The sequence below is a fragment of the Methanoregula sp. genome, from assembly GCF_028712425.1.
In the GTDB taxonomy this organism is placed as follows: Archaea; Halobacteriota; Methanomicrobia; order Methanomicrobiales; family Methanospirillaceae; genus Methanoregula.
The window spans coordinates 82995-107439 of sequence record NZ_JAQTQD010000005.1 but is presented as its reverse complement, the minus strand read 5'-3'; the positions used below and the strand labels follow the sequence as shown (position 1 = coordinate 107439).

General features: G+C 58.4%; 21 protein-coding genes. 8 read left to right on the top strand and 13 right to left on the bottom strand.

All coding sequences use genetic code 11. From position 1 onward, the window contains the following. Positions 1 to 157: 157 nt before the first annotated feature. From PHF39_RS04140 to PHF39_RS04125, 4 genes are all read left to right on the top strand, one after another. Positions 158 to 727 (top strand): LemA family protein, encoded by a 570-nt coding sequence (locus PHF39_RS04140; RefSeq protein WP_300220501.1) that lies wholly within the window; start codon positions 158 to 160, stop codon positions 725 to 727. A 13-nt stretch (positions 728 to 740) separates the two neighbouring features. Continuing rightward, a complete protein-coding gene (locus PHF39_RS04135; RefSeq protein WP_300220498.1) occupies positions 741 to 2564 on the top strand; it encodes a DUF2207 domain-containing protein in 1824 nt (607 codons plus the stop codon). Between the two features lie 109 nt (positions 2565 to 2673). Further along, positions 2674 to 3258, top strand: coding sequence for a PPC domain-containing DNA-binding protein (locus tag PHF39_RS04130; RefSeq protein ID WP_300220494.1), 585 nt, complete (start codon positions 2674 to 2676; stop codon positions 3256 to 3258). A 39-nt stretch (positions 3259 to 3297) separates the two neighbouring features. Further along, a complete protein-coding gene (locus tag PHF39_RS04125; protein WP_300220491.1) occupies positions 3298 to 5136 on the top strand; it encodes a YgiQ family radical SAM protein in 1839 nt (612 codons plus the stop codon). A gap of 27 nt (positions 5137 to 5163) precedes the next feature. On the opposite strand, the gene PHF39_RS04120 is transcribed toward PHF39_RS04125, so the two are convergent. Further along, positions 5164 to 6513, bottom strand: a complete 1350-nt coding sequence (locus tag PHF39_RS04120) for a mannose-1-phosphate guanylyltransferase/mannose-6-phosphate isomerase (RefSeq protein ID WP_300220489.1) — start codon at positions 6511 to 6513, stop codon at positions 5164 to 5166. Between the two features lie 141 nt (positions 6514 to 6654). Continuing rightward, the gene (gene asnB / locus PHF39_RS04115) at positions 6655 to 8490 is read right to left on the bottom strand and encodes an asparagine synthase (glutamine-hydrolyzing) (RefSeq protein ID WP_300220486.1); all 1836 of its coding nucleotides are present in this window, start codon (positions 8488 to 8490) and stop codon (positions 6655 to 6657) included. 286 nt (positions 8491 to 8776) lie between these two features. Here asnB and PHF39_RS04110 point away from each other — a divergent pair, with 286 nt between their 5' ends. Beyond that, complete coding sequence (locus tag PHF39_RS04110) at positions 8777 to 9229, top strand: GNAT family N-acetyltransferase (RefSeq protein ID WP_300220483.1); 453 nt, start codon at positions 8777 to 8779, stop codon at positions 9227 to 9229. 220 nt (positions 9230 to 9449) lie between these two features. Here PHF39_RS04110 and PHF39_RS04105 read toward each other — a convergent pair whose 3' ends face one another. The 9 genes from PHF39_RS04105 to PHF39_RS04065 are packed head-to-tail and all read right to left on the bottom strand — an operon-like array spanning position 9450 to position 17670. Then, the gene (locus PHF39_RS04105; protein WP_300220480.1) at positions 9450 to 9950 is read right to left on the bottom strand and encodes a carboxymuconolactone decarboxylase family protein; all 501 of its coding nucleotides are present in this window, start codon (positions 9948 to 9950) and stop codon (positions 9450 to 9452) included. Between the two features lie 14 nt (positions 9951 to 9964). Continuing rightward, positions 9965 to 10903 carry a methanogenesis marker 7 protein gene (locus PHF39_RS04100; protein ID WP_300220477.1) on the bottom strand — a complete coding sequence of 313 codons (939 nt, stop codon included), beginning with the start codon at positions 10901 to 10903 and terminating at the stop codon, positions 9965 to 9967. Beyond that, positions 10900 to 11484, bottom strand: coding sequence for a methanogenesis marker 17 protein (locus PHF39_RS04095; RefSeq protein ID WP_300220474.1), 585 nt, complete (start codon positions 11482 to 11484; stop codon positions 10900 to 10902). Before PHF39_RS04095 ends, PHF39_RS04100 begins: the two co-directional genes overlap by 4 nt. Before the next feature lies 1 nt (position 11485). Further along, positions 11486 to 12724 carry a methanogenesis marker 15 protein gene (locus tag PHF39_RS04090; RefSeq protein ID WP_300220471.1) on the bottom strand — a complete coding sequence of 413 codons (1239 nt, stop codon included), beginning with the start codon at positions 12722 to 12724 and terminating at the stop codon, positions 11486 to 11488. Further along, a complete protein-coding gene (locus PHF39_RS04085; RefSeq protein ID WP_300220468.1) occupies positions 12721 to 13167 on the bottom strand; it encodes a methanogenesis marker 5 protein in 447 nt (148 codons plus the stop codon). The genes PHF39_RS04090 and PHF39_RS04085 overlap by 4 nt, the downstream gene beginning before the upstream one ends. Positions 13168 to 13169: 2 nt before the next feature. Further along, entirely contained in the window at positions 13170 to 13628 is a 459-nt protein-coding gene (locus tag PHF39_RS04080; RefSeq protein ID WP_300220465.1) for a methanogenesis marker 6 protein, read from the bottom strand. Continuing rightward, positions 13625 to 15154, bottom strand: coding sequence for a methanogenesis marker 3 protein (locus PHF39_RS04075; RefSeq protein WP_300220462.1), 1530 nt, complete (start codon positions 15152 to 15154; stop codon positions 13625 to 13627). The genes PHF39_RS04080 and PHF39_RS04075 overlap by 4 nt, the downstream gene beginning before the upstream one ends. A gap of 9 nt (positions 15155 to 15163) precedes the next feature. Next, complete coding sequence (gene atwA, locus PHF39_RS04070; protein ID WP_300220459.1) at positions 15164 to 16777, bottom strand: methyl coenzyme M reductase system, component A2; 1614 nt, start codon at positions 16775 to 16777, stop codon at positions 15164 to 15166. Between the two features lie 35 nt (positions 16778 to 16812). Then, positions 16813 to 17670: an HAD family hydrolase gene (locus PHF39_RS04065; protein ID WP_300220456.1), complete on the bottom strand. Its 858-nt coding sequence runs from the start codon at positions 17668 to 17670 to the stop codon at positions 16813 to 16815. 58 nt (positions 17671 to 17728) lie between these two features. Between PHF39_RS04065 and PHF39_RS04060 the strand changes: the two genes are divergently transcribed. The 3 genes from PHF39_RS04060 to dapF all read left to right on the top strand — a co-directional run bounded on the left by PHF39_RS04060 (position 17729) and on the right by dapF (position 21167). Then, on the top strand, positions 17729 to 18694 hold the full coding sequence (locus PHF39_RS04060; RefSeq protein ID WP_300220453.1) for a ribose 1,5-bisphosphate isomerase: 966 nt from the start codon (positions 17729 to 17731) through the stop codon (positions 18692 to 18694). Between the two features lie 156 nt (positions 18695 to 18850). After that, positions 18851 to 20203 (top strand): diaminopimelate decarboxylase, encoded by a 1353-nt coding sequence (locus PHF39_RS04055; RefSeq protein WP_300220450.1) that lies wholly within the window; start codon positions 18851 to 18853, stop codon positions 20201 to 20203. A gap of 142 nt (positions 20204 to 20345) precedes the next feature. Continuing rightward, positions 20346 to 21167, top strand: coding sequence for a diaminopimelate epimerase (dapF, locus tag PHF39_RS04050; RefSeq protein WP_300220447.1), 822 nt, complete (start codon positions 20346 to 20348; stop codon positions 21165 to 21167). A 22-nt stretch (positions 21168 to 21189) separates the two neighbouring features. On the opposite strand, the gene PHF39_RS04045 is transcribed toward dapF, so the two are convergent. Both PHF39_RS04045 and PHF39_RS04040 read right to left on the bottom strand, forming a co-directional pair. Next, positions 21190 to 22275 carry a helix-hairpin-helix domain-containing protein gene (locus PHF39_RS04045; RefSeq protein ID WP_300220444.1) on the bottom strand — a complete coding sequence of 362 codons (1086 nt, stop codon included), beginning with the start codon at positions 22273 to 22275 and terminating at the stop codon, positions 21190 to 21192. 92 nt (positions 22276 to 22367) lie between these two features. Continuing rightward, a complete protein-coding gene (locus PHF39_RS04040) occupies positions 22368 to 24428 on the bottom strand; it encodes a PAS domain S-box protein (RefSeq protein ID WP_300220441.1) in 2061 nt (686 codons plus the stop codon). Between the last annotated feature and the right edge of the window lie 17 nt (positions 24429 to 24445).

Sequence of the window (24445 nt, the reverse complement as noted above, 5' to 3'; positions counted from 1 at the left end):
ATGAAAATTTTTCAGGTGCAGTCTGATGGAAAATCCGCCTCCCTTTTAAGCTCGCGCATACCTGCTAAAATATTGAAGGTTCATGATACCTGTCGAGATTCCTGCCGGTGGCCAATTACCTTATCACTCAAAACGATCATCAGTACAAGCGAGAACAATGCTGGAAGGAATTATTGGTTGGATTATCCCGGGCATCATTATCCTGGTCATCATCGGACTCATCCTCTGGATTGTGAGCATCTACAACCGGTTCGTCAGCCTCAGGAACTCCTCCGAGGCAACGCTCGGCCAGATCCGGGTTGCCATGAAGAAGCGGCTCGATATGATCGATCAGCTGCTCGGGGCTGTGAAGAGCTATGCCAAATTCGAGAAGGAGACTCTTGAAAAAGTCACTGCCATGCGGGCGAGCGTTGCAACAGCCGGTCCCGGCGATTTGAACAAGGTCGAGGCCGAGTCCCGCTCCATCTTCGGGCGACTCCTTGCGGTTGCCGAAAACTATCCAGACCTCAAGACCTCGACCACCGTAACGAGCCTCATGGACTCGGTCAAGGGACTGGAGGACGAGATCGCCCGCCAGCGCTATACTTTCAACAACATCTCGCAGGAGTTTAACACCATGATGGACACCATCCCCTCGAACTTCGTGGCAAAGATGATGCACCTCGTCAAACTCGAATATCTCCAGTTCGAGGAAGCCATAAAGACCCCGCCGAAGATCGAGTTCTGACCGGGTAATTCCTGTGAGCGAGACACGACAACTGGGGCTTGTTGTGGGGGCAGGGCTTGCCCTTGGCATCATCGCCCTCATCCTCGTATTCATCCTCCCCCCGCTCTTTGAAGGTGACCTCTCAGTCACCTCCTACGAAGCAGTCCTTTCCAGGGACGGGGCGCTCTCGGAGCAGTACACGTATCACGTTGGTACCAGCGGCGAGTACCGGATGCTCTACCGCATCTGGGAAGCACCTCTCACGCTGACTGACAGCCTGGAGCCGTTTATCCGCTTCGTGGCCATGGAACCCGCTCCCGGGACAACCGGGTATATCCGGGACTCTGCCGGGAAGGTGACCTTGTACGGAACTTATGCCAGCGAATTATCCCGCAGCAGGCTGGGAGGCCTTGCAGAGTACAACGAAGTCGGGATCTACAATCCTTCGTACTTCACTGCCGGCGAGTATCCTGCACGGTATTCGTACGTTATCAGCCCCCCGCTTGAGTATGAAGCATCTGCAACACACCTCAACCTGAAGCTGGCCGGAACATCACACATTCCCTATCGCAGCGTGAAAGTCACGGTCCCTGCAACAGGGATAGACACTGTGTATGCCTATCCCCCGTCTCTTCAGGTCCGGAAGGTGGACGACAGCTACATCATCACCGGAAGCCTTGCAGCAGACGAGATCCTGGCGGTTGAAATGCTCGGCACAAAAGAGGCGTTCAGCGGGATACCGGGATTCAGATCTGAAACTCCCAACGTGAAAGAGAGTTCAGTGTCAGGAGCATTCTGGTACAATCTCCAGTACTATGCGGCCTGGCTGCTAAACACCCTTGGTATGGTTGCCGTCATCCTCGTCCCCCTCCTGCTGGTCGTGATATGCCGCAGGTACGGCAGGGAGAAGGAGTTCACGGTGCCTGCCTACCTGAGCACAATGCCGAAGACGAACCTGAAACCCTGGCAGGTGAATCTTATCTTTAAAAATGATGCCACAGACTTTGACGCGGACGGGTATTACGCCACCCTGCTCGATCTCCACCGGAGGAAGAATATTGCCATCACGGAAACCGACGGAGGCAAAGGAATCCAGATCCGTGTCCTGTCCGAGACCGGCACGGATATGTACGAGCAGCGCGTCATTGCGTTTCTCAACACCCTTGCCGAAGACGGGATTGTTGAGACGCAGCGGATTGCAGGGCTGACAAAGCTTGCGGAAACAGAGCGCAGCGCTGAGGAGACTGCCCTCCGGTACCAGCGCTCTCTCTCCGATGTGACCAGCCGGGTGGATACCTCGCTCTCCGGCGAGTACATCGTGGATGGCAGGGACCATGTTATCCCCCTCCTCCTCGGGGCGTTCGTTATGCTCGGGATAACCATTATCTTCCTTCTTGTCATGCCCATGCTGTCGTATATCCTCCTTCCCACCCTCGGGCTTTGGATTATCGTCGTGGTCCAGGCAGCGATTGCCTTTGCTGCCCCGACAACCCTCTTCGGGCACTGGAAGGACGACCATTACAGAGACAAGCTCGAATGGGATGCCTTTAGCCGCTTCCTCTCCAACATGGCAATGATCCAGAAATACGCCCCGGCCGACCTCCCGATGTGGGGCGAGTGGCTCGTATATGGTACAGCTCTCGGTGTTGGTGAGAAGGTTGAGGTAGCGATGAAATCCCTCAATATCAGCATCCCGGAGACAGGAGTCCCGCTCGGGGTCATGGGCATGAGCCATGCCTTTGTCCCGCTCTCGACGTTCTCGCCGCCCAGCCAGCACAGCTCGGGCCACGGGGGATTTGGCGGAGGTGGCTTCGGTGGCGGCGGAGGGTTTGGCGGCGGTGGGGCCGGAGGGCGCTGATCCCCCCGTTTTTTGATGATGAGAAGGGGCGGTCGGGAATACATTTCCCTGCCGTATATGATATAAACCGGGGCACACCATATCAATACCAGAAAACGGATCTGAGGATATGCAATACACGGAAGGTCAGATCGGCAGGATCTTTGTCGTGAGGATCGATGACGGGGAAGACCTGTTAGTATCTCTCCGCCGCTTCATCGTGGATAAGAGTATCCAGGCCGGTTCGGTGATCTTCCTGGGTGCCCTTATGGATGGCAAGATGGTAACCGGGCCGGAGAAGCCGGTCATTCCACCGGATCCGCACTTTATCTTTTTTGAAGGTGGCTGGGAAGTTTTTGGCGTCGGGACGATCTATCCGGGCGACGGCGGTCCCCACATCCACTACCATGCATCCGTTGGCCGGGCCGGCCACGCCCTGACCGGGTGTCTTCGCGAACGGGCTGTCACGTACCTGATTGTCGAGGCAGTGATCTACGAGATCACCGGCCTCTCTGCAAGGCGCGAATATGACGAAAAGATGCAGCTCCACCTTCCGGTCCTGAAGGATACCCGGGCGAAGGATTCGGGTCAGGCAACCCTGCCGGGAGAAGAGGAAGAACCGGTACAACCCGGCGAGAAGAACAACGACGGAAGCGAGCTGGAGGGAGGTCTTGCCGAGATCATCCGCGACCTCACGAAAAAGCCACCGGCGTAATCCGGCCCTCCTCACGGCCCCCGGACAATTCTTTTCGTTATGATCCCGCAGTCACGTTTTCTCCCGATGTCCCGGGAAGAGGGAGAGCAGCTTGGCATTGACCAGTTCGACATCATCCTTATCACGGGCGATGCATATGTCGACCACCCGTCATTCGGGACCTCACTTATCGGGAGGGTACTCTGGGATGCCGGGTTCTCTGTAGGGATCATTTCACAGCCTGACTGGAAATCCGATGCGGATTTCACCCGGCTTGGAGTGCCCCGGCTTTTCTTTGTTATCTCCTCCGGCAACGTCGATTCGATGGTGAACAACTTCACCCCGAACCGAAAGCGGAGAAGTGACGATGTCTACTCTCCGGGCGGGATTTTAAAACGGCCGGACCGGGCTGTTATCGTTTATTCCAACAAGGTCCGGCAGCTCTTCCCCGGTGTCCCCATTGTTCTTGGCGGGATCGAGGCAAGTCTCCGCCGGTTCGCCCACTATGACTACTGGCAGGACCGGGTGCGGCAGGGGATCCTTGCCGACGCCCCTGCCGATCTTCTCGCGTTCGGCATGGCCGAGCGGCAGATGGCTGAGATCGCACACCGCCTCAATGCAGGAGACACTGTCAGGTCAGTCCGCGATATCCGCGGGACAGCATACACCATGGAGATCGCTGAATGGCGCAGGTCCCCGCCCGCAGGAGTTGTGGAGATCCCCGGCTTTGCCGATGTGGTAAAGGACAAGGAAGTCTATGCCCGGGCGTTCGCCCTCCATTATGCCGAGCAGGATCCGGTCCGGGGAAAGGCCGTTGCACAGCCCCACCCAAAGACGGTCATCATCCAGAATCCCCCTGCTAAACCGTTGAGCACTAAGGAACTCGACCACATCTATGAACTGCCATTTTCGCGGGAAGCACACCCGTCTTACAAGAAGCCCGTTCCGGCGCTGGAGCCGGTCCGGTTCTCGGTTGTGAGCCACCGCGGGTGTTTTGGCGCCTGCTCGTTCTGTGCCCTCACCCACCACCAGGGCAGGATCGTCCAGAGCCGGAGCAGAGAATCACTGGTGCGGGAGGTGACCCTGATGACGAAGATGCCGGGATTCAAAGGGATTGTGCAGGACGTCGGGGGCCCGACTGCAAACATGTATGGTATGTACTGCGATCTCTGGAATAAGGCGGGAGCGTGCCGGGACAGGCATTGCAGCCCGGCCTGCCGGACCCTGCATGCAAGCCATGCCTCCCAGTGCGAGCTCCTGACAACTCTCAGGAACATCCCGGGCGTTAAGAAGGTCTTCATCGGGTCGGGTATCCGTTATGATCTCGTTGTTGCAGATCCGGGGCAGTACCTCGGACTGATCTGCGACCACCATGTCTCCGGCCACCTGAAAGTGGCCCCGGAACACATCTCCCCCGCAGTGACTGCCCTGATGAACAAATCCCCGCAGGAAGTCTTTGACCGGTTCCGCAGGGAGTTTGCACACCTGCAGGAAGGAAAAACAAAAAAACAGTATCTCGTCCCGTATTTTATGTCCGGCCACCCGGGCTGTACTGTCCGCGACATGGTACGGCTGGCCGAGTACATCCGCGACAATAACCTCTATACCGAGCAGGTGCAGGACTTTACCCCGACACCAATGAGCGTCTCGACCTGCATGTATTATACCGGGCTTGACCCGTTCACCGGAAAGCCCGTGCATGTGGCAACGGGAAGAGAGAAGCAGGTCCAGCGTGCCCTGCTCCAGTACCGCGAACCAAAGAACCGCGGGCTGGTTCTCGAAGGGCTGAAAACCGCAGGGAGAAGGGACCTTATCGGGAGCGGCCCGCAGTGTCTTGCACGAGAATATACCGGAACTATGCAGAAGAGATCCAAAACGTATCAAAAACCAAACAGGTGATTGCCGGAATACGGGAGAGCGGGGCTCTCACTTCCGGCCATATTCGTCATCGAACCGGACGATATCGTCCTCTTCGAGATAATCGCCGAGCTGGACCTCGATCACTTCAAGGGGGATAAGACCCGGGTTCTTCAGCCGGTGTCTCATGCCGCTGTGGACATAGGTGCTCTCTCCTTTCCGCAGGAGTTTCTTCTCGCCGTTCAGCTCGATCTCGGCAGTCCCGTTCACCACGACCCAGTGCTCGCTCCGGTGGTGGTGGAGCTGGAGGGAGAGCCGCTCGCCTGCCCTGACGGTCACCCGCTTGATCTTGTACATCGCACCCTCTTCAAGGACCGTGTACGAGCCCCACGGGCGGTGCACCTGCCGGTGGAACTGCGTCACCGGGTCGTCATTGTTGTTATACCGCATGACAAGATCCTTGACCTGCTCAGCCTGCCGGTTATGGCAGACCAGGAGGGCATCGGCGGTATCCACGACGATGAGATCGCTCACCCCGATCAGGCCCACTCTTTTGCCCGGCGCATGCACGAAATTGTTCCGGGCAGCGATGTACTCGGCCTCCCCGGCATTTCCTTCCCGGTCATGCTGTTCTGTCTCATACATGGCCCTGAAAGTACCGAGATCGTTCCACTCCGCGTCAAGCGGCACCACGGCAACCTTCTTTGAATGCTCCAGCAGCCCGTAATCGATGGAGATGGCGTCAAGCGATCCATAGTCCGGATCCTCTCCCCCGCTGAGTGCCCCGCACAGTCCGGGCTGGTATTTTTTCAGTTCAGCAAAGAAGCAGTCCGTTGAGAGGAGAAAGATGCCGCTGTTCCAGAGATAGCCGCGTCTGACGTAATCCTTAGCGGTTTTCTCATCGGGTTTCTCTTTGAACTGGTCGACAACAGCACCAACGGGGAGTGTTTTCCCGGGCCTGATATACCCGTACCCGGTATGGGGGGAGGTCGGTTTCACGCCGAATGTCACCAGGTATTCTTTTGCCACGGGCATGGCGGCACGGATCTGGTCGAGTGCGGCCTCTCCCAGGATATGATCGCTGGGGAACACCGCGGCCGTTGCGTGAGGTTCTTCCTCCCGTATCCGCTGCAGTGCCCAGCCGATGGCGGGAAGGGTATTTTTGCCTTCCGGCTCGACAAGCAGGCGGGAATCGTCAAGGGTATGCCCAAGCTCCTCGACCTGGTTCCTGACAAGATACCGGTGGATCTCGTTTGTCACAATCCAGATAGTGTCCGGGCCCGAGAGCCGGGCCGCCCGCTCATACGTCTTCTGGAAGAGCGAGGGGCCGCCAAGCTGGATGAACTGTTTGGGATAATATTCCCGCGAGAGCGGCCAGAGCCGCGTCCCGACACCGCCGGCAAGGATGATGGATTTCATGAAGCGCCTGAAGAGAATCCGGAATCGGCCCGGCATCCACCGGGTAACCGGATGTGAATATAATACTCTCGGGAAATGATCATTTATAGGATTCGCTCTCTGCCTGTACCCGGGAAATCCCGGGTATTCTCTCATGAGTTCTCATACCGTTGTTGCCGGTGCAGGGCGCTGGTCAAAGAATTGCCGGAGCCACAGCTCGGTGTTGACGATCCGCCAGATCTCGGGGGAGTACGGGGACTTCTGATCAAGGAAAGCGAGATAATCGCGGATCACTGCGCCGGCATCCCAGTATGGCCGATTACGGAAGGAGTCTGAAGAGAGCACCTCCAGGACAAATGGGCGCAAATCTTCCCTCATCCAGACCTGCTCCGGAGTCACAAATCCCATTTTGTCCATCCTGCAGCGGATCGCTTCCGGGACAATCCCCTTTATGGCACGGCGGAGGCTGGTCTTCGTGATCCCGTGCCGGATCTTCTGGTCCAGCGGCAGGGCTGCGACATACTCCACGAACCGGTAATCAAGGAAAGGTACCCGGGACTCGATCGAGAATGCCATGGAATTCCGGTCCTCGTAATGCAGGAGGGAAGGCAGGTTGGTTGCGGTGAGCTCGCGGTGAAGTACCTGGTCAAGGCTGCCGTTATACCGCATGACGGTCTCCGCCTTGCAGGATAGAAGGCCCCGGCGTGTTTTCCGTTCACGGAGCTGGCCCAGCGCTGAACGGAAGAATCCCCCGTGGCGGCTCATGCTGCCAGCCAGTTCCCGTACTGCCGTCAGCCACCGGAACGAGCGGGCGAGCGTGCCGAGATAGGTTCCCTGGTACGCAATATACCCGGCAAGGAGTTCGTCTGCGCCCTGTCCGTCGAGGACAACCTTTACGTTTTCCCGTGCAAGCCGCATCACGCAGTACTGGGCATAGATAGAGAGGGAGCCAAACGGTTCGTCCTGTATCCAGACGAGATGGTCGATATCGTCCCAGAGCTGTCCGGCCGAGGGTTCGACACGGCGAGCATCGACCCCGGTTGCCTGTACAATCTCGTCAATATAGCGGCTCTCGTCAAACCGCTTGTCGGCGAAGACAGCGGAGAAGGTCTTCTGCCGGGAACCAATGCTTGCCGGGGCATCCTTTTGGATGATGTCGTTTATGAGCACGGTGAGCGTCGAGGAGTCGATCCCCCCCGAGAGGCAGGTCCCCACGGCGACATCGCTCCGGAGGTGGATCCGGGTTGCATCGCGGAGAAGGTTGAGGAGCCGGGCTGCGATATCCGCATCAGGGGTTCTCCCGTGTATTTCCGGATTGACCTTAGCATCCCAGTACCGGACCGGTTGTTTTGGTCCGCCTGCATCCACGACCAGGTAATGGGCCGGCAGGAGCTGGGAGATGCCGTTGAACATGGTCCGGGCCGAGTGGTCGAGCACACCCCATGCAAGAAAGGTGCCAAGCATCAGGTCATCGGGTTTTCTGCCGGTATCCGGGTGGGAGAGCAGGGCCTTGATCTCGGATGCGAAGAGAAAGGACCCTCCCGCCTGTGTATGATAGAACGGCTTGATCCCGAGCCGGTCCCGGGCGCAGAAGAGCTGCTCTTTCTTCCCGTCCCAGAGGGCGAAGGCCCACATGCCGTTGAACCGTGAAAGGCATCCTTCGCCCCACTCCTCGTAGGCATGCAGGACGACTTCGGTATCGGAACGGGAGTGGAACCGGTGACCCTTTGCGAGAAGCTCGTCGCGGAGCTCGATGTAATTATAGATCTCGCCATTGAGCACGAGCCAGAGCGTCCCGTCCTCGTTGGTCATCGGCTGGGCCCCTTCGTCCGTGAGATCGATAATGGCAAGGCGGCGGTGGACAAGGCCCGTGCTGCCGCAGATCCTCATCCCCTCGCCATCGGGCCCCCGGTGGGCGAGCCGCCCGGCCATTGCGGCGAGGAGGTCGTTATCCGGCGCCCCCCCATCAAGGCAGTACTGGCCTGCAATCCCGCACATTATGGTAAAGGTGGGTACCGGTGGGTAATAAGTATGTGAGCAGGCGGGTCGGATCGGAAGCCGGGGATTTCTATGAAATTATCTCCTCCCCGGGATTCTTATGGACCGTTCGGAAGTCGAAGATTTTCCTGATGGAAAATCCTCGAAGAATTGCTATGCAATTCTTCTCGTGCTCCAGGTCGTATGACCTGTCGCATTCTCCTGCTTCGGGTCTGATGACTGCTCGGCATACTGAAATAGTACCGTGCCCAACGACTGTCCGGTATGTGTATCAGAGGTATCTTTCATGACTGTTGAAGTGCGGGAACTGAAACCCGACGAATTTTCTCTAGCCGAAAAGCTTTGGGAGGAGTACCGGGACCAGAAGGCAGACAGGATTCGTGAACGTATTTTTGGGGTTTTCGAAGATGGTCGGCTTGCTGCAACCGCACGGCACACGCTCCACCCGGATGGCGTGGAAATGGACTGTGTCTTTGCCTCGGAAAAGTACCGGGGAAATGGATATGCACGGATGGCAGTCGAGGCACTGCTGAAGGCCTGCGCATCAGAGGAGATATTCATCCATTCAACGCTGGTCCTCATCCCGTTCTACAAGAAGCTGGGATTTGTGCCTATCCCGGAGGACAAACTCCCGCGGACGATCCGGGATCGATTCCTGTTCTGTTTCGGGGAGATGGCCGGGTGTAATGTCTGTCCAATGGTAAGGGTTAAACGGCCGGAGGCAAAAACAGTGCCATAATATCGGGGTGATATTCCGGGTCTGGACAGTCATACGGGCCATTCCTGAGAGCGTGGTGTGTAAGATGTGATGCCAATATTTTCACCGTGTCTCTTTCGAAACAGGTGCAGATTCGTCCGCAGTCAGGAGTGAGATGCAGAGAAATGTAACGAAAAGACCCTACCACAAGCAGGAAGTAACGCCCCTGCCCTGGTTTTTTGCAGAAGGGGGGAATCAGTGATTACCCTCTCTTACCCTCAGTCTTTTTCACCGGAACTTTCTTTCCGGCTCCCGGCCTCCCGCCCATACCTTTCACCTCGCACGGTATGCACCGTTCGAGCTTCTCGTCAACAATGCGGTACGCGTTCGCGAGCACAGACGAGTTGGAGATCATACCAGAGAGTAAGATAACTTCGAGAATCTCCTCGCGGCTGGCACCCATCTTGAGGGCCGCCTGCATGTGGTAACCGGTACAGTGCGGGCACTTCAGGGCGGCTCCCACGGCCATGCTGATCAGCTCCACGTACTTCGGGTCGAGCGGGCTCGTCTCCGCAACGGTCCCCTTGTACAGCAGGTGGGAGATGAGCACCTCGGGGCGCTCGCCCATCCTCCGGAAGATGAGCGGGACCTTCCCGTACTCCTCTTCGATGACCTTCATCCACTCATCCGCGGTTACGTCGGCGCCCTGGTCGACAATCCGCGCAAGCTTCTCCTCAAACGTATCTTTCGATGACTTTCCCATACCGGTTCCTCGTTTCAGACCGCGATGTTCGTCTCCGAGAACGGGAGCACTTTGACGATGACATAGTCCCGCATCCGCGAGGGGAGGACCTCCGCAACCTCGCCGAGCGTGATCCCGTCCTCGATTGCGACCTTCTTCACCCGCTCGGCAAACGTGTCATATGGGAGCTTGACGCGGAGGCCGGCGATCTGGACCGTGAGCGGGGTCGGGGATGTCACGTCCAGGATCTCGGGAATCTGCTCCCTGATCAGGCCCATGAGCCGGGCCGGGTAGACCGAGAGGGGGTCCTTTGCGATCTCCTCCCGCTTCTTCTCAAGAACGCGGGTGATCTCATCGATGATCTCGTCCAGCTTCGCAAGCTCGTCAGCCTCCTTGGTCCTCCGCATGAACCGGCCCACGTTGCCCACGTACCCCTCAACCGGCGGGTCGATGATGCGCTCAAGGACTTCCTTGTCCGGGCCCCCGCAGAGCACGATGGGCACCTCGATCCCGCGCCGGAGCGTGGGCATCTTGTACTCGATGCAGGTCTCGAAGTTGCCCATCAGGTAGACCGCGATGTCGTGCTCGTTGATCACGTCACGCTCTTCGTCGTTCAGGCCGGCGATCCGCTTCCCCGGCCCCCGGGCAAGGCTCACCATGTTGCTCTTGGCCCCGAGCCTGCGGACGTACTCCGCGATGTCGCAGGACGGGTGGGGGAGGTGGTGGATCTCAAGGCTCATGCTCACAATGGCGATCTCGGTGCCGACAAGGGGCGAGTCCGTCACCTCCCCAAAGAGCGGGCGGGAGATCTGCCGGATCAGCTCGATGTCCTCCCGCGGGACAAAGCACTGGAGGACAACCTCCTGAGCAATGATGTGCTTCTGGACAATGTAGCCACCCAGGTCCTCGATTAAGTCGACTACGATGTCGTGCTGGAAGATCCCTCCCTTGTAGGTGACGGGGACAAGCGTCATGGCGGCACCTCTCCCATCAGCCTGAACTTCTCGGCAACCAGGGTATCGATGTCCTCGGCAAGGGTATTCTCGCTCGCCACAAATGTAAATTTCGTGCCAGTGAAGATCTCGCTACGGAGCCGGAAGCCCTCGGGGGCGATGCACCGGAGGGCATAAATGAGGTCTTTATGGAGCGACTCGCTCGGGTCACCCACAACGATATCCTCGATCTCCTTTGGCGTTGCCGGGACATTATAGAGGATTACCGTGAACCGGTCGGGTTGCTCGACCTTCTCCTTCCCGAAACGCTCCCAGAAGATCTTCAGCATGGAGGCAAGGTACGTCTCATCCGATATGACGAGCGTCATCTTTCCCTCCAGCGGGTTCACGTTTGCGAAATCGCCGACACGGACCCGGGTTGAGATCTTCTTGAGAAGCCCGACCGCCACAAAGACCGGTACCTTCGGGTCGATGAAGATGTGGAGTTTGTCAATGACCTTCAACAGGTTGTGGTCAAGCAGGACATCGTTTGCGATCTGCTTGTAGTACTCCCCGCCCAGCGCCTCGGGGCATTCGACCTCGAAATACTCAACAGCCTGCATCTCAATGTTCCTTGATGAACCCGGAAGCCAGCAGTGCCGATCCTACGGACCCGATGTACTGGGAATGGTGCGGGACAACAACCTTTGTCTGGAGCAGCTCGCCCATGGCATGGACGAGCCCTTCGATGAGGGATGTGCCGCCCACCATGATGACCGGTTCCTTGATGTCCACTTCCTGCAGCTGCTGCTCGAAGACCTGCTCAGCCACGCTGTGACAGGCGGCAGCGGCCACGTCCTCGCGGGTTGACCCGGCAGCAAGGGCGTTCACCAGACTCTGGGTGCCAAAGACGATGCAGTAGCTGTTCATCGGCACCCGGCCGCTGAATCCTTTCATGGCAAGGGGACCGAGCTCGGTGATGTCGACACCGAGACGCTTTGCGGTCATCTCCAGGAACCGGCCGCTTGCACCAGCGCAGATACCGCCCATCGTGAAGGTTCCCGGGATCCCATCCATAACCGCGATGGCCTTGTTGTCCATGCCGCCGATATCGATTACTGTGGCCGGCCCGTGCTGGCGGTCGGCGAGGTAGACTGCCCCCTTCGAGTTCACGGTCAGTTCTTCCTGGATGAGGTCGGCGTTGATGTCTTTACCCACGAGGAACCGTCCGTACCCCGTGGTGCCGATCGCCTGGACTTCCTTCATGGTGATCCCGGCCTCGGAAAGAGCAGCATCGATCACGGCATGAGCGCTCTTCAGCACTTCCGTTGTGGGCTGCCAACCGGTACCGATGATCTTATTGTCCTTCATCACGATCGCCTTCGTTGTCGCGGACCCGGAGTCGAGGCCGAGGGTGATCCCCTGCTGGGTTTCGCGGGCAAGGAGGGCACGCCGGCGGGCGATGGTGGTCAGGGCCTCCATTCTTGTCAGGAGCGTCCCGGAGGTTGTCCGCTCGGTGAAAGAATAGCTGACCACCGGCAGCTTCGAGTTCTCGTTGATGTAGTGCCGGAGTTCGTTTCGCACGATGGCGGCCTCGGCGCACCGGAAGCAGGTGGCGATGAAGACAGCATCCGCCTCGACCCGCCCCTCGACAAGGGCTTTTGCCCGGGCAATGGCAAGCTTCAGGTCGGGGCTCCGCACATCGAGCCCGAATGCGTCGAAGTCTTTCCTTATATCCTTTAAGGCAATATCCGGGAAGAAGATCTCGCCGTTGACTTCGCGTGCGGCCTCTTCGATCTCGCGCTGGACGCCGGAGTAATCGGCACCGCAGGAGAGCTGGGCGATCCGTACCGGGGGCGTCATTTCGGTCCTCCCAGCTCACCGAGGAAACGCTTGATCGCGGCAACGAACTGCACGCCCTCTTCCTCGTTCTTCGGGTAGTTCAGGTCAAGTTTCGGGATATCTTTCTGGCGCAGGAGGAACTTGATGAGTTCGTTTGTCCGGGCGCACCCCATGCACCCGAAGGCAAGATCGGCATCGTTGATGATGATCGCAGCCTCAGCCTGTTCGATCATCGGGCCGTAGAGCGACATCCTGCCCCGGACGCCGGCCGGGACCTCGACGGCTGCCCACTTCAGGCCTTTCTTCGGCTCTTCGGGGGTGATCTGGAGGGGCGGGGACTCCAGGCCTGCCGTCTGGATACGCTCGCGGACGGCAATGGCCGACGAGAGGGGGGTGTGGCCGTGCCGGGAGACGAGGTCAGAGAGGATCAGGCTCGTTGCAGGGTAGATGAATACTTTTGCCATGTTCAGGACTCCTGTGCTTTGATAAGTTTCTTGAGCGTGAGAATGTCCAGCGCCGGTTTTTCGAGCGGATCTTTTGGTGCCGGGACGGCTGCGGCGTCGCGCTTCTCTAACGCTTCGAGGCCATGCGAGACATAGGGGATGACGGTCATCTCGTACTCCATGCCGTGGTAGCCGGGACGGGCCCCGCCAAGGTTTGCCCGGCAGCGCCGGGAATCGCCGGGAGGGAAACCCCGGTCCTTCACAAAGATATGGTCCGGGTCCATCTTCCGGAGTTCCGTCACGATCCGGTCGACCTCTTCCTCCTTCCCGTTCACAACGAGCCCAAAACAGGTCTCCTTGATCATGGTGCCCTTCGAGATCTCGTACCCCCGCAGGGCAAGGTCCGTTGGCGTGACCTCGAACGACTCCACCACAACATATTTTGTAACGGTGCCGACATGGGTCGGGGTATACTCCGTCACCGCTTCACCTCCCTGATATACACAGTCTCCCGCTCCTTCACTTTCTTCACTTTCTCTGTATCGATAACACGCCCGATGATGTTCGTCCCCTCGAAGGGCTCCGAAGTAGGCCCGAACTCCTTGTTTGCCGAGAGGCGCACGCCGACGAGCCCGGCCCCTTTCCGGGTGTCGTTTGTTATCGCGAGCGCATTGGCCGGGGACTCGTCCACCGGCTGGTTCTCGGGCGTGATCTTGGTGTCGGGGGCAATGGGCGGCTTGAAGAGGACAACATCCTCGAACTTAAAGAAGACCGGCATCATCCCGGCATCGTGCTCCTTGAGGCCGGTGAACCGCCGGAATATCGCACAGCTCTCGGGAGCCTTTGCATCGTCGAGCTCGATATCGATGACCTTGTCAACCGGTGCGGTTGTTACGGTGGCAAGTTTCTCGTTTAACACATCGAGCGTTGTGCCGGGTTCCTGCGAGACGATGATCCGGTCGTCGCCGTCTTTATCAACCTTCAGCGTGAAACCGGCCGCAGCTGCAATCTCTTTTGCCTTTGCAAGCGGGCGCCCGAGCAGGTCGATCCGTTCCGGGCGGACGCTGATTTGGAGTATGTCGTGCTCTTTTGCCAGTTTAACAAGTTCGATGCCGGAGACCACCTGCCCGGCCATATTGTGGGCGGGGCTGCCCGGGACATCCACGCGGTAGATGAAGATCCCCCCGGCTGCTTTCCCGGTGTTGCGGACCGTGACAGCACCTTCCCGCCGCGGCTTCCGGTATTCCTGGGAAATGTCATCCGATCCCGCAAGGTGCAGGTCGAGGATATGTGCCGATGCGGCCCTCCCGACAACAAACCTGCCGTGCTGGAGGGCAAGGAGCATGTGCTCGACACTTGCTGCCGCTTCGGTCGTGATCTTTTCAGGGGAGTATCCCTGGGCAATGATCCCGACCCGGGTCACGACCTGCATGCCATCCTCGAGCACCAGCCCAAGGTCGGTTGTCGTGAACGAGCGGCTGGTATCGGCCCAGCTGACCACCGGCTCGATCTTCGTGATCCGGTTCCCGGTGGTGAACCGGTCGAGGACGCCGCGGCCGCTGACCACTTTCCCGAGAACACCTCCGGTCTCATCTGCCCCGTGGTCGGCGGAATGGCGGGTCTTAGCAAAGATCAGGTACGAACGATCCGGTTCGTACCCGCCACAGCCAAGAATGACATCGCCCCGCTCGTACACGCTGGGCTTCCGGCGGGGGCGGATTGACGAGGGGAATGGCCCGAATGCAGAAGCGTACCGGTCCCCCCAGTGGAGGGCAAGCTTTGCGATGATCTCCGGCGACTCCAGAAACCTGTTCTCTGTCCCGCCCAGCTCGACCGTGATTTCACCGGCCGTGGTGCTTATGGCAAGGTTCGCGGTCTTTCTCTGTTCCTGCGTTGCCGGGCGGATGATGCCCACGGCACAGTCTGCAGGATGATCGGAAAGGATGGCCTTTAAGGTACTCCCTTTGGCCAGATCCATCTTCTTCCCGTCAAGATGGATGGAAATCATCAGGACTCCTTACGCTGTTGGCTGGCCCATGACCTTCTTCTCTTCTTCGGTTAGGATAGCAAGGACTTCGTTCGTCTTGCCGATATGGACGATCTTTCCTCCCCGCATCAGGGCGAGCCGGTCGCAGATGTCCCGGACAAAGTCCATGTCGTGGGAGACCACGATGAAGGTCTCGTCCATCTCCTCGCGGGAGTGCATGATGGAGTGCTTGACATCGACCTTTGTGATGGGGTCCATGGTTCCCGTGGGTTCGTCGAGAATGACGATCCGGGGCTCGCGGATGAGCACCTGGGCAAGGGCAACGCGGTGCCGCTCCCCTTCAGAGAGCTGGCCGGGCATCCGGTCAAGGATCTCCTTGCTCTTCTCCTCGGTGAAGCCGGCCATCTTCAGGGTGACAAGCGCCTTTCTCATGGCGAGCTCCTTGGGGAACTCGAGGCCGATGGCATCAGTCAGGTTGTCGAGAACGTTCCGGTGGGGGAAGAGGTCGTATTCCTGGTGGAGGAGGCCGATATACCCTGTTGCCCGCCCGCGCTGGTCGATGCCGGGCTTGGTCATGTCGATCCATTCATCGCCGATGCGGACATTGATCTCCCCGCTCGTCGGCTCGATCAGGCCCGCCATGATACCCGAGAGCGTTGTCTTGCCGGCCCCGCTCTTGCCGATGATCCCGAAGATCTCCTTTGCTGCCACCTCGAACGTGACACCGTTGACTGCCTTGACCACGCCACGGTCCACGGAGATGTACCGCTTGATGAGGTCGCGGGCGACAACAATGTTGTCGCCCAGCTCGGTCTCCCCGAACTCCTCGGTGTCATCGTAGCCTTTCATGAACTCGGCGATCACTTCTTTCGGGGATCCGATCTTTGCGATCTTCCCGTCGGTCATGAGGATCGCCCGGTGGGCAACGTCCTCGATGACCTGCGAAAAGTGAGAGGTGACGACCATGCCCATGTTGTTGGCTTTCGCAGCCTCGATGAGCATGCTGTGCACGATCTTTGCCGTGTCGGGATCGAGCGTGCCGGTGGGCTCGTCGGCAAAGAGCATGACCGGCTCCTTGGCCAGCTGCCGGGCGAGCACGACCCGCTGCTTCTCGCCACCCGAGAGGTCGCGGGCGATGTGCATCATGCGGTGGGAGAGCCTGACCTGGTCGATTAAGTCCGCTGCACGGTTAATGGATTTCTCGGGCGGGTAACCGATATCATCGAGTGCATGGAGGACGTTCTCGATGACGCGGTCGTCCCCGTACAGGGCGAAGGTACGCTGGAACATGATCGCGGTCCGCCGCATCACGCGCCGCTTGAGCTCGTCGTTTTTATCGTCCCAGAGGTTAACATCCAGGGCAGCAAGCGTTCTCCCGCAATGCGGGCATGGCTTCCCCGCAGAACTCCCAACATCCATGTACTCGCAGGACGGGCAGGCCGCCATGTGGTAGATGATCTTCCCGCTGGTCGGCGGCTGCTCGACCCCGCGTATGAGGTGCATCAGGACCGTCTTACCGGCACCGCTCCTGCCGATAATCCCGAGGATCTCGCCCTCGCCAATCTCAAAAGAGACGTTCTTGAGGACCTTTTCGCCATTAAAGGCCATGCAGAGGTTCTCAACCGTGATCAATGGAGCCTTCATAATACCCTTGTATCTAATGTAGCACAGGTCGCATATTACCTTTTATATGATACCCCGCTGCCGTCACGATCGCAAATTTTCCCGTGCGCGAGCAGTTCCTCCACGATTGCCTTAACCTCGCTGACATTGTTCACAACGAAGTCCGCTTCCTTGAAGAGCTCCTCGGGCCGGTCGCCCGGCTGTTCAACGGTCAGGATCGCAATGTCGGCGTTCCTCAGGGCAAAGAGGTCGTTGATCCCGTCGCCCACCATCAGGACCTTGTCGTACTCCTGCCGGAGGTCGTGGACGATCTGTGCCTTGATCGAGGGTGTCGCGACCCCGTACACCCGGTCGCGGGGGATGCCGAAGTGGTCGGCCATCTTCTCGAGCTTCGTTACCCGGTCCCCGGACGCGATGAACGTGGGGACGCCCATCCGGTGCAGGGCGGTGATCGTCTCTTTTGCGCCGGGGAATGGCCAGCCGCCGGCCGTGATAGTGAACTCGATGGCCTTGTGCGCCATGTTGATGATTGCCCCGCTGTTGAGGGTGACCATCTCCTCCGCCCTGCAGACAGACCAGACATTCCGGATGCACTCCTGGAGGTCACCAGCCCGGGCTCTTTGGTCAGCATATAAGACGTCCGCGATATCCTCGGCCGTGACAATCTTCCGGGTGCAGCTGACGCCAAAGTAGATGTTCCGGTCGGCGAGGTAGTGGGACAGGAGCGTGTCCGGGGGAGTGGCCATCAGGTCCTTGGAATGGACAGGAAGCACGATCAGGACACGGTCCGGTGAACTGAACGTCAGGGTTGTGGTCTCGATTCCCGGCAGGAGACTCCTGTTGCAGATATCCTTTGCAACCCGGTAGGTGGAGAGAAGCGTTCCGGCACTGTCGAATACAACGGCAACGGACATGGTAAAACCCGGAGATAATCCTTTTTATGCTGCCTGATGAAAGGGATCAGTGAAGCTGATGACCGTACCTGAAACCGCTGAGAAGATAAAGAGCATGGAGATCCGTGGCGCCGGAAGGATTGCACGGGCAGCAGCGGAAGCCCTGCGGGATCATGCCCTCTCCCTGGATGCCATGGATACTGCAGCGTTCAAGAAGGAGATGGCAACAGCCGCGGCGCTGCTCGTCTCGACCCGGCCGACAGCCGTATCGCTCCCGAATGCTGTCCATTATGTCATGACCGGCCTGGCGGCAGCAAAGACCGCAGACCAGGCACGGAACGGCGTCATCCACCGCGCCGAACAGTTCATCCACTCCTCGCAGCATGCAGTTGAGAAGATCGCGGAGTTCGGAGCCCGGCATATCCGTGACGGTGACGTGATCCTCACCCATTGCAACTCGGAGGTCGCGCTCGGGTGCATGATCGAGGCCCACCGGCAGGGGAAGGAGATCGAGGTCTTTGCAACGGAAGTCCGCCCAAGGAACCAGGGGCATATCACGATCCGGACCCTGAACGATGCCGGCATAAAGACGAACTTCATCGTCGACTCGGCAGTCCGGTCGTTCATCAATGATGTCGATCTCGTCATCGTCGGGGCGGATGCAGTGACGGTAAACGGTGCGGTTGTCAACAAGATCGGGACCTCTCAGGTCGCCCATACCGCTGCCGAGGCGAGGGTGAACGTGATCGTTGCCGCTGAGACTTACAAGTTCGCACCCCGGACCGTTGTCGGCGAGCTGATCGAGATCGAGGAACGCCCCCCCCACGAAGTGCTGCCTGACGAGATTGCACGGACGCTGCCGAACGTTACGGTCCGGAACCCGGCCTTCGATGTTACTCCTGCGGAATATATCGACCTCATCGTCACCGAGCAGGGTGCCATCCCCCCGCAAATGGCTTACGTGATTATCCGCGAGTATCTCGGATGGGAGATCGGGGAGTTTACCCTGGCCGGCGATCCAAAGGCGGGCTTTAACGGGGACTAGACTCTCCCGGCAGGGAAGAGGAAAACCGTTCACGGATACCGGACCGTATCGACGGTTTCAGGCACTTCTCAGACAGGCGATTCCGCTTGTCATTGGTTTTCCCCCACCCCCCCGATCATCTCAAAGGATAAGTTTCTTGAGAGACCATTTCTATGCATGCAGGGATCAAAACCCATACAAAAAACCGTTCCATTCTCCCTCTCCCACATTGAGGAGCTGGAGAAGGAATACCCCACGCCGTTCCATGTCTACGATGAGGAGGCGATCCGTGCCGGATCGCGCCGGCTGTACAAAGCATTCTCGTGGGTACCTACAACAGATGGGAAAGAGGGCGGCTTCAAGAACTACTTCGCGGTCAAGGCCCTCCCCAACCCGTACATCCTCCGTCTCCTGCACGAGGAGGGCATGGGAGCGGACTGCAGCTCGCTCCCCGAGCTCCTGCTCTCCGATGCTGTCGGGATCAAAGGGGAGGAGATTATGTTCACCTCCAATGATACGCCCGCAGAGGAGTTTGTCCAGGCAAAAAAGCTCGGGGCGATCATCAACCTCGACGATATCACCCACCTGGACTTCCTCGAGAAGATCGCAGGTATCCCGGATCTGATCTGCTTCCGCTACAACCCGGGGGACGATTACAGCCACGGTAACCCGATCATCGGGAACCCCAGCGAGGCGAAATACGGGCTTACCCACGACCAGATCCTGAAAGCGTACCAGCTTGCACAGCAGAAAGGTGCCACCCGGTTCGGCCTGCACGCCATGATCGTCTCCAACCAGCGGGACGAGAAGATCCTTGCCGATGCAGCCCGGCTGCTCTTTGAGCTTGCTGTCGAGATCCACGAGAAGACCAAAATCAAAGTGGAGTTCATCAACCTTGGCGGGGGTATCGGCATCCCCTATTCCCCGGTCGATCACCAGGTGGACATCGAGGACTATGCCCGCAGGGTGCATGAGCACTACAACGAGATCATTGTCAAAAACGGTCTTTCCCCGATACGCATCGTCATGGAGAGCGGAAGGGCGGTGACCGGGCCGTACGGCTACCTTGTCTCCCGCGTTCGCCATGTTGCAAAAAAGCACCGCGATTATGTCGGGCTGGACGCGTGCATGGCAAACCTGATGCGCCCCGCGTTCTACGGCGCCTATCACCACATAACGGTGCTCGGAAAGGAGGACCGTCCCCTGGACCACGTGTACGATGTGACCGGCAGCCTGTGCGAGAACAACGACAAGTTCGCCGTCCAGAGAGTCCTTCCCGAGATCAGCCCCGGCGACCTCATGGTTATCCATGAGACCGGAGCGCACGGCTCTGCGATGGGATTCAACTACAACGGGAAACTCCGGTCGGCTGAGTTCCTGATGCAGAAAGGCGGCAGGTTCAAACTCATCCGGAGGGCAGAGACCGCGAGCGATTATTTCGCCACACTGGATTTCGAAGGATCGGACTTTGCGGGGCTTGCGAAGAAGACCGTCTCTTCCCCTTCCAAAGCCGGCAACAGGAAACAGTGAGGCATCGTGCAGGCTGAACCTGCGGGATCCCTCACGATCTTTCTCTCTTTTTGCCCTCGTTTCTCCTTCTCCAACCGATGCTTTTATGGAATGGCACATCTCTCCTGAAGTGTACGGAAGAGCTCGTGAGGCGGGATATGGTATGGAAATCCATTTCAGTAAACTGTATGAAAACGGCAATGACTTCATTGTCATCGATGAGCGGGAACACGTAGTTATCCCTGACGACATGAAGGGGCAGTTCGCGGCAATCTACTGCGACCGGCGTTTCGGCATCGGGGCGGAAGGGGTACTCTTTCTTTTGAAGTCGGAGAAGAGTGACCTCCGCATGCGTCTTTTCCGGCCGGATGGGAATGAAAAAGGGATGTGGGGCGATGGTATCCGGTGTCTTGCCAGGTACGCGTACGATGCCGGGAACGTGAAAGAGACCTGCACCATCGAGACAATATCCGGGGCGCTCGGGGTTTCGATGGGATACAGCGAGGACATCTTCACGGCGACCATCACGATGGCCCCCCCGAAGTTCGACCGAAAGGAGATCCCTGCCACCGGCTCCGGTGACTATGAAGAGACGATCGAGGGTTTTGAAGTCCATGCCGTGAACACGGGTGCCCCGCATGCGGTCATCATCGTGGATGCAGTTGACGCCGTGGATCTTGCATTCGTCGCCCCGAAGATCAGCCACCACGAAACATTCTCCGAAGGGGCGAGCGTCAATTTTGTCGAGAGGATCAGCCCGGACAGCATCCGGATCCGCACATTCGAGCAGGGCGTAGAGGACGAGACCCTGTCATGCGGGAGTGGTGCAATGGCTTCGGCTGCCATTGTCCATAAACTGGGCTTTGCCGGCGATGTTGTGAATGTCGAGACAAAGGGCGGTCCGCTGACCATTTACCTCAGAGATGGCGGTGCAAAGATGGAAGGATCGGCTGCAACGGTTTATACCGGAAGGATCGATTACTAATTTTTTTCTCGTTGATTGTTCCTCAGCTGAACAGGGCAAGGGTTGCCTGCCGGGGGGCCTGCGGAAAGGCCAGGTAGGGCATGGCCCGTCTCAGGCAGGCTGTATCCATGTTCATGTCGCCGGGATTACGGATCCACCGGTCCTCCCGTGCTGCGATGATGGCGCGTGCGGTGGCTGGACCGATACCCGGGACCCGGATGAGATCCGCAAAGGATGCCGAGTTCGGGTCAACCGGATCGCTGCCGCGGGCAAGGAGCGCTTTGGGATCGTCGTTGGGAAGGATCCCGTGTTCATCCAGGACAGGCAGGAGTTCCTCTCTTGTGAAGCGGTACTCCCGGATGAGGCTGTCGACCTGGTACCAGCGCCGCGGGCGCCACGCAGGAGTGCTCTCGCGGGAAGAGAGCCGGGTCTTTGGCAGTGACCGGAAGCCGGAATAATAGATCCGCGAGGGCCGCATCTTGCCGTAGAGCGCGGTAACGCAATCGAAGATCTCCCGGTCGGTCTCCCCGGCAGCACCGATGACGAGCTGTGTCATGAAACGCCCCGGAGCAGCCTCGGCAATCCAGCCGATCCGCTTCATGATGTCGTTTGCATAGTCCTTGATGCCCGACAGGAACCGGAGCCGGCTCTCCCCGGTAGTTTCGACATTGAGACTGATGCAGTCCGCAAGCCGTGCAGCCTCACGGATGTCATCGCGGGATGCACCGGGCAGGACCTTCAGGTGCAGGTATCCCGGGTATCCCTTGCCCCTGAGGATCCGTGCCGTCTCGATGAGGTCGCCCATGACATCATCGGTGTCGTGCGGCACCCCGGAACTCAAAAAAAGCCCCATGGCAAGGTTGTTCCGGTACTGTTCGTGGACGATGTCTGCCAGTTCACGGGGGGCAAACGCGTAGTTTGAACGGTCGAGGCGTACCGAACAGTAGGCGCAGTCATACGAGCAGCTGCCGTGGAGGAGCACCTTGAGCATGCGGTTGCACCCGGCAGCGTGCGGGTTACGCGTGATGCAGCTTTCCGTTGAGAGCGGTTGCAGGCATTCCCCCGGAACACAGATGTCATACTGGCTTTGCGAGGTCAGCCGGGCCAGTTTTCCCCCGCATCTTGTCATCACTTCCCGTCTTCTTGGAAGGATTAACAAGTACGGGGTGCGTGGGGTGAAAGTGGGACAACGGGATCAACCCCCGGACCGGCACCTTCATGCTACGGATTCTTTCCCGCCCTGCCCGAGATGTCTCGGGAGATATTCAGGAACTCCATCACCTTCCCGTGCTGGTCACGGATGATGCGGGTCGTTGTTTCGAAGAGGATGTACTGCCCGTTTTTATGCCGGAACCGGAATGCCGATGTTGTGGTCTGTTTTCCGCTCTCGTGGATCCCGTGGAGGTCCTGTATCACACCCGGAAGGTCATCAGGATGGATCATACCAAGAACAGACTTCCCCAGCACCTCCTCTGGTTCATACCCAAGGAGTGTCGTGACGGAAGGAGACGTGTACAGCAGGACGCAGTCCGGATCCAGCCGGTGGATGATGTCAACGCTGTGCTCAGCGATGAAACGGCTCTTTTCCTCGTTCATCCGCTGCTCCTGCTCAGCAGCAATGCGCTTCGTGATGTCACGCGATACACCGAGCACTGATGTGACGTTGCCCGTTGCGTCTGAAATGGGCATCAGCGCATGGTCAAACCACAGGACTTCCCCATTATACAGGGTCATGGGGCCTTCACTCCTGACGGGCTCACCGGTAGAGAAGACCCGATGGAGTCCCCTGAGCTGGCCTTCCGAGACCTCAGGAGAAAAGAACGCGCTCCTTGGCCTCCCGGTTATCTCACCCAGGGACGTATGGAGGAAATCCGCTGCCCGCTGGTTGATGTAGAGCACCCGGTCATCCCGGTCAACAACGAAGATCATGTCACGGGACGCCTCTGCAAGGGAGCGGTACCGGGCCTCGCTCTCCTTTAAGGCACCCTCGATCCGGTTGCGTTCCGTGATATCCCTGACAAAGCAGAACGAGATCTCCTCTTTTTCGCGTGTGACATAGACCGAACCGATCTCCACATCAATGATAACGCCATCCTTTCTCCGGTGCCGTGTCTGGAAGAACTGTTTTTTGTTCTTCCGCAGGTCCGCAATCGACTCCTGCCACCGGGCCGGTGAAAAGTCCGGGTCGAGGTCAAATACCGTCATTGCCATCAGTTCCTCACGGGAATACCCGGTCACCCGGCAGGCTGCATCGTTGACGTACAGGAAGTTACCCGCCATATCCATCCAGAAGATCTCGTCGTAGGCGCTGTCGATGGAGGTCTTCATGAGCTGGAGCTGGTGCTCTGCCTTCTTGCGCAGGGTGATGTCACGGATTATTGCAAGACCCACCGGCTGATCCTTGAAAACGAAGAGGTGGACATTGATCTCAACCGGAATCCTCTTGCGGTCCTTCGTCAGGAGGATCATCTCGAATGTGACGTGCCCCTCATCCAGGAGCTCTCTTCCCAACCCGGATACTGATGCCAGGGAATCCTCGGCAACGAGATCCCGTGGCGCCATTGCCAGGAGTTCCTCCCGGGAGTAGTGCAGTTTTTGGCAGGCAACCTCATTTACCTCGATGTAGTGACCGTCGACCATATCCCCAATAAGACTATGAAGCATGATCATATCGCTTGCATTGTTGAAGAGAGTCCGGAACTTCTCCTCGCTCTCTCTTAAGAGGGCCTCGCCTTGTTTTCGATCCGTGATATCCTCGAAGATGAGGGAGGCGCCTTTCTGCCCGTTGGCAAAGACAATCGGCACAACACGGTACGAGAACGAGCATCCGCATGCGGGGAGATCCAGTTCGCCCCGGAACTCAGTCCCGGAAATTCCCTCCCGGATAGCGGCGAGAAGTTCGGGATACGTATCATCGAAGAATGATGGGATCTTCGTGAATTCGATGTTCTTTCCCGTGAACTCCTTCTCATCGGCGCCGATGAGCAGGGCAAAGGGTTTGTTGAGGAATACGACGCGGAGGCTGTTGTCGATTTGCATCACGAACTCGGAGGAGAGGGAGAGGACCGATGAGACCGGCATTCGCTCGGAAAGACGGTAGATCTTGGCCATACCGAAATGGCGCATCTCGACCTGACCGGAGATGAGGAGATTGTCGAGGTACCGGCCGGCAGTATTCCGGTTGATGTTAATCTGCTTAACGATCTCCGTGATACTGAGCCCCTGCGGATTCTTCCGCAGAAGGTCAGTGAGCCGGGCTGTTATCTCCCTCCGCAATGCCATGTGCGTGGGAACTATTC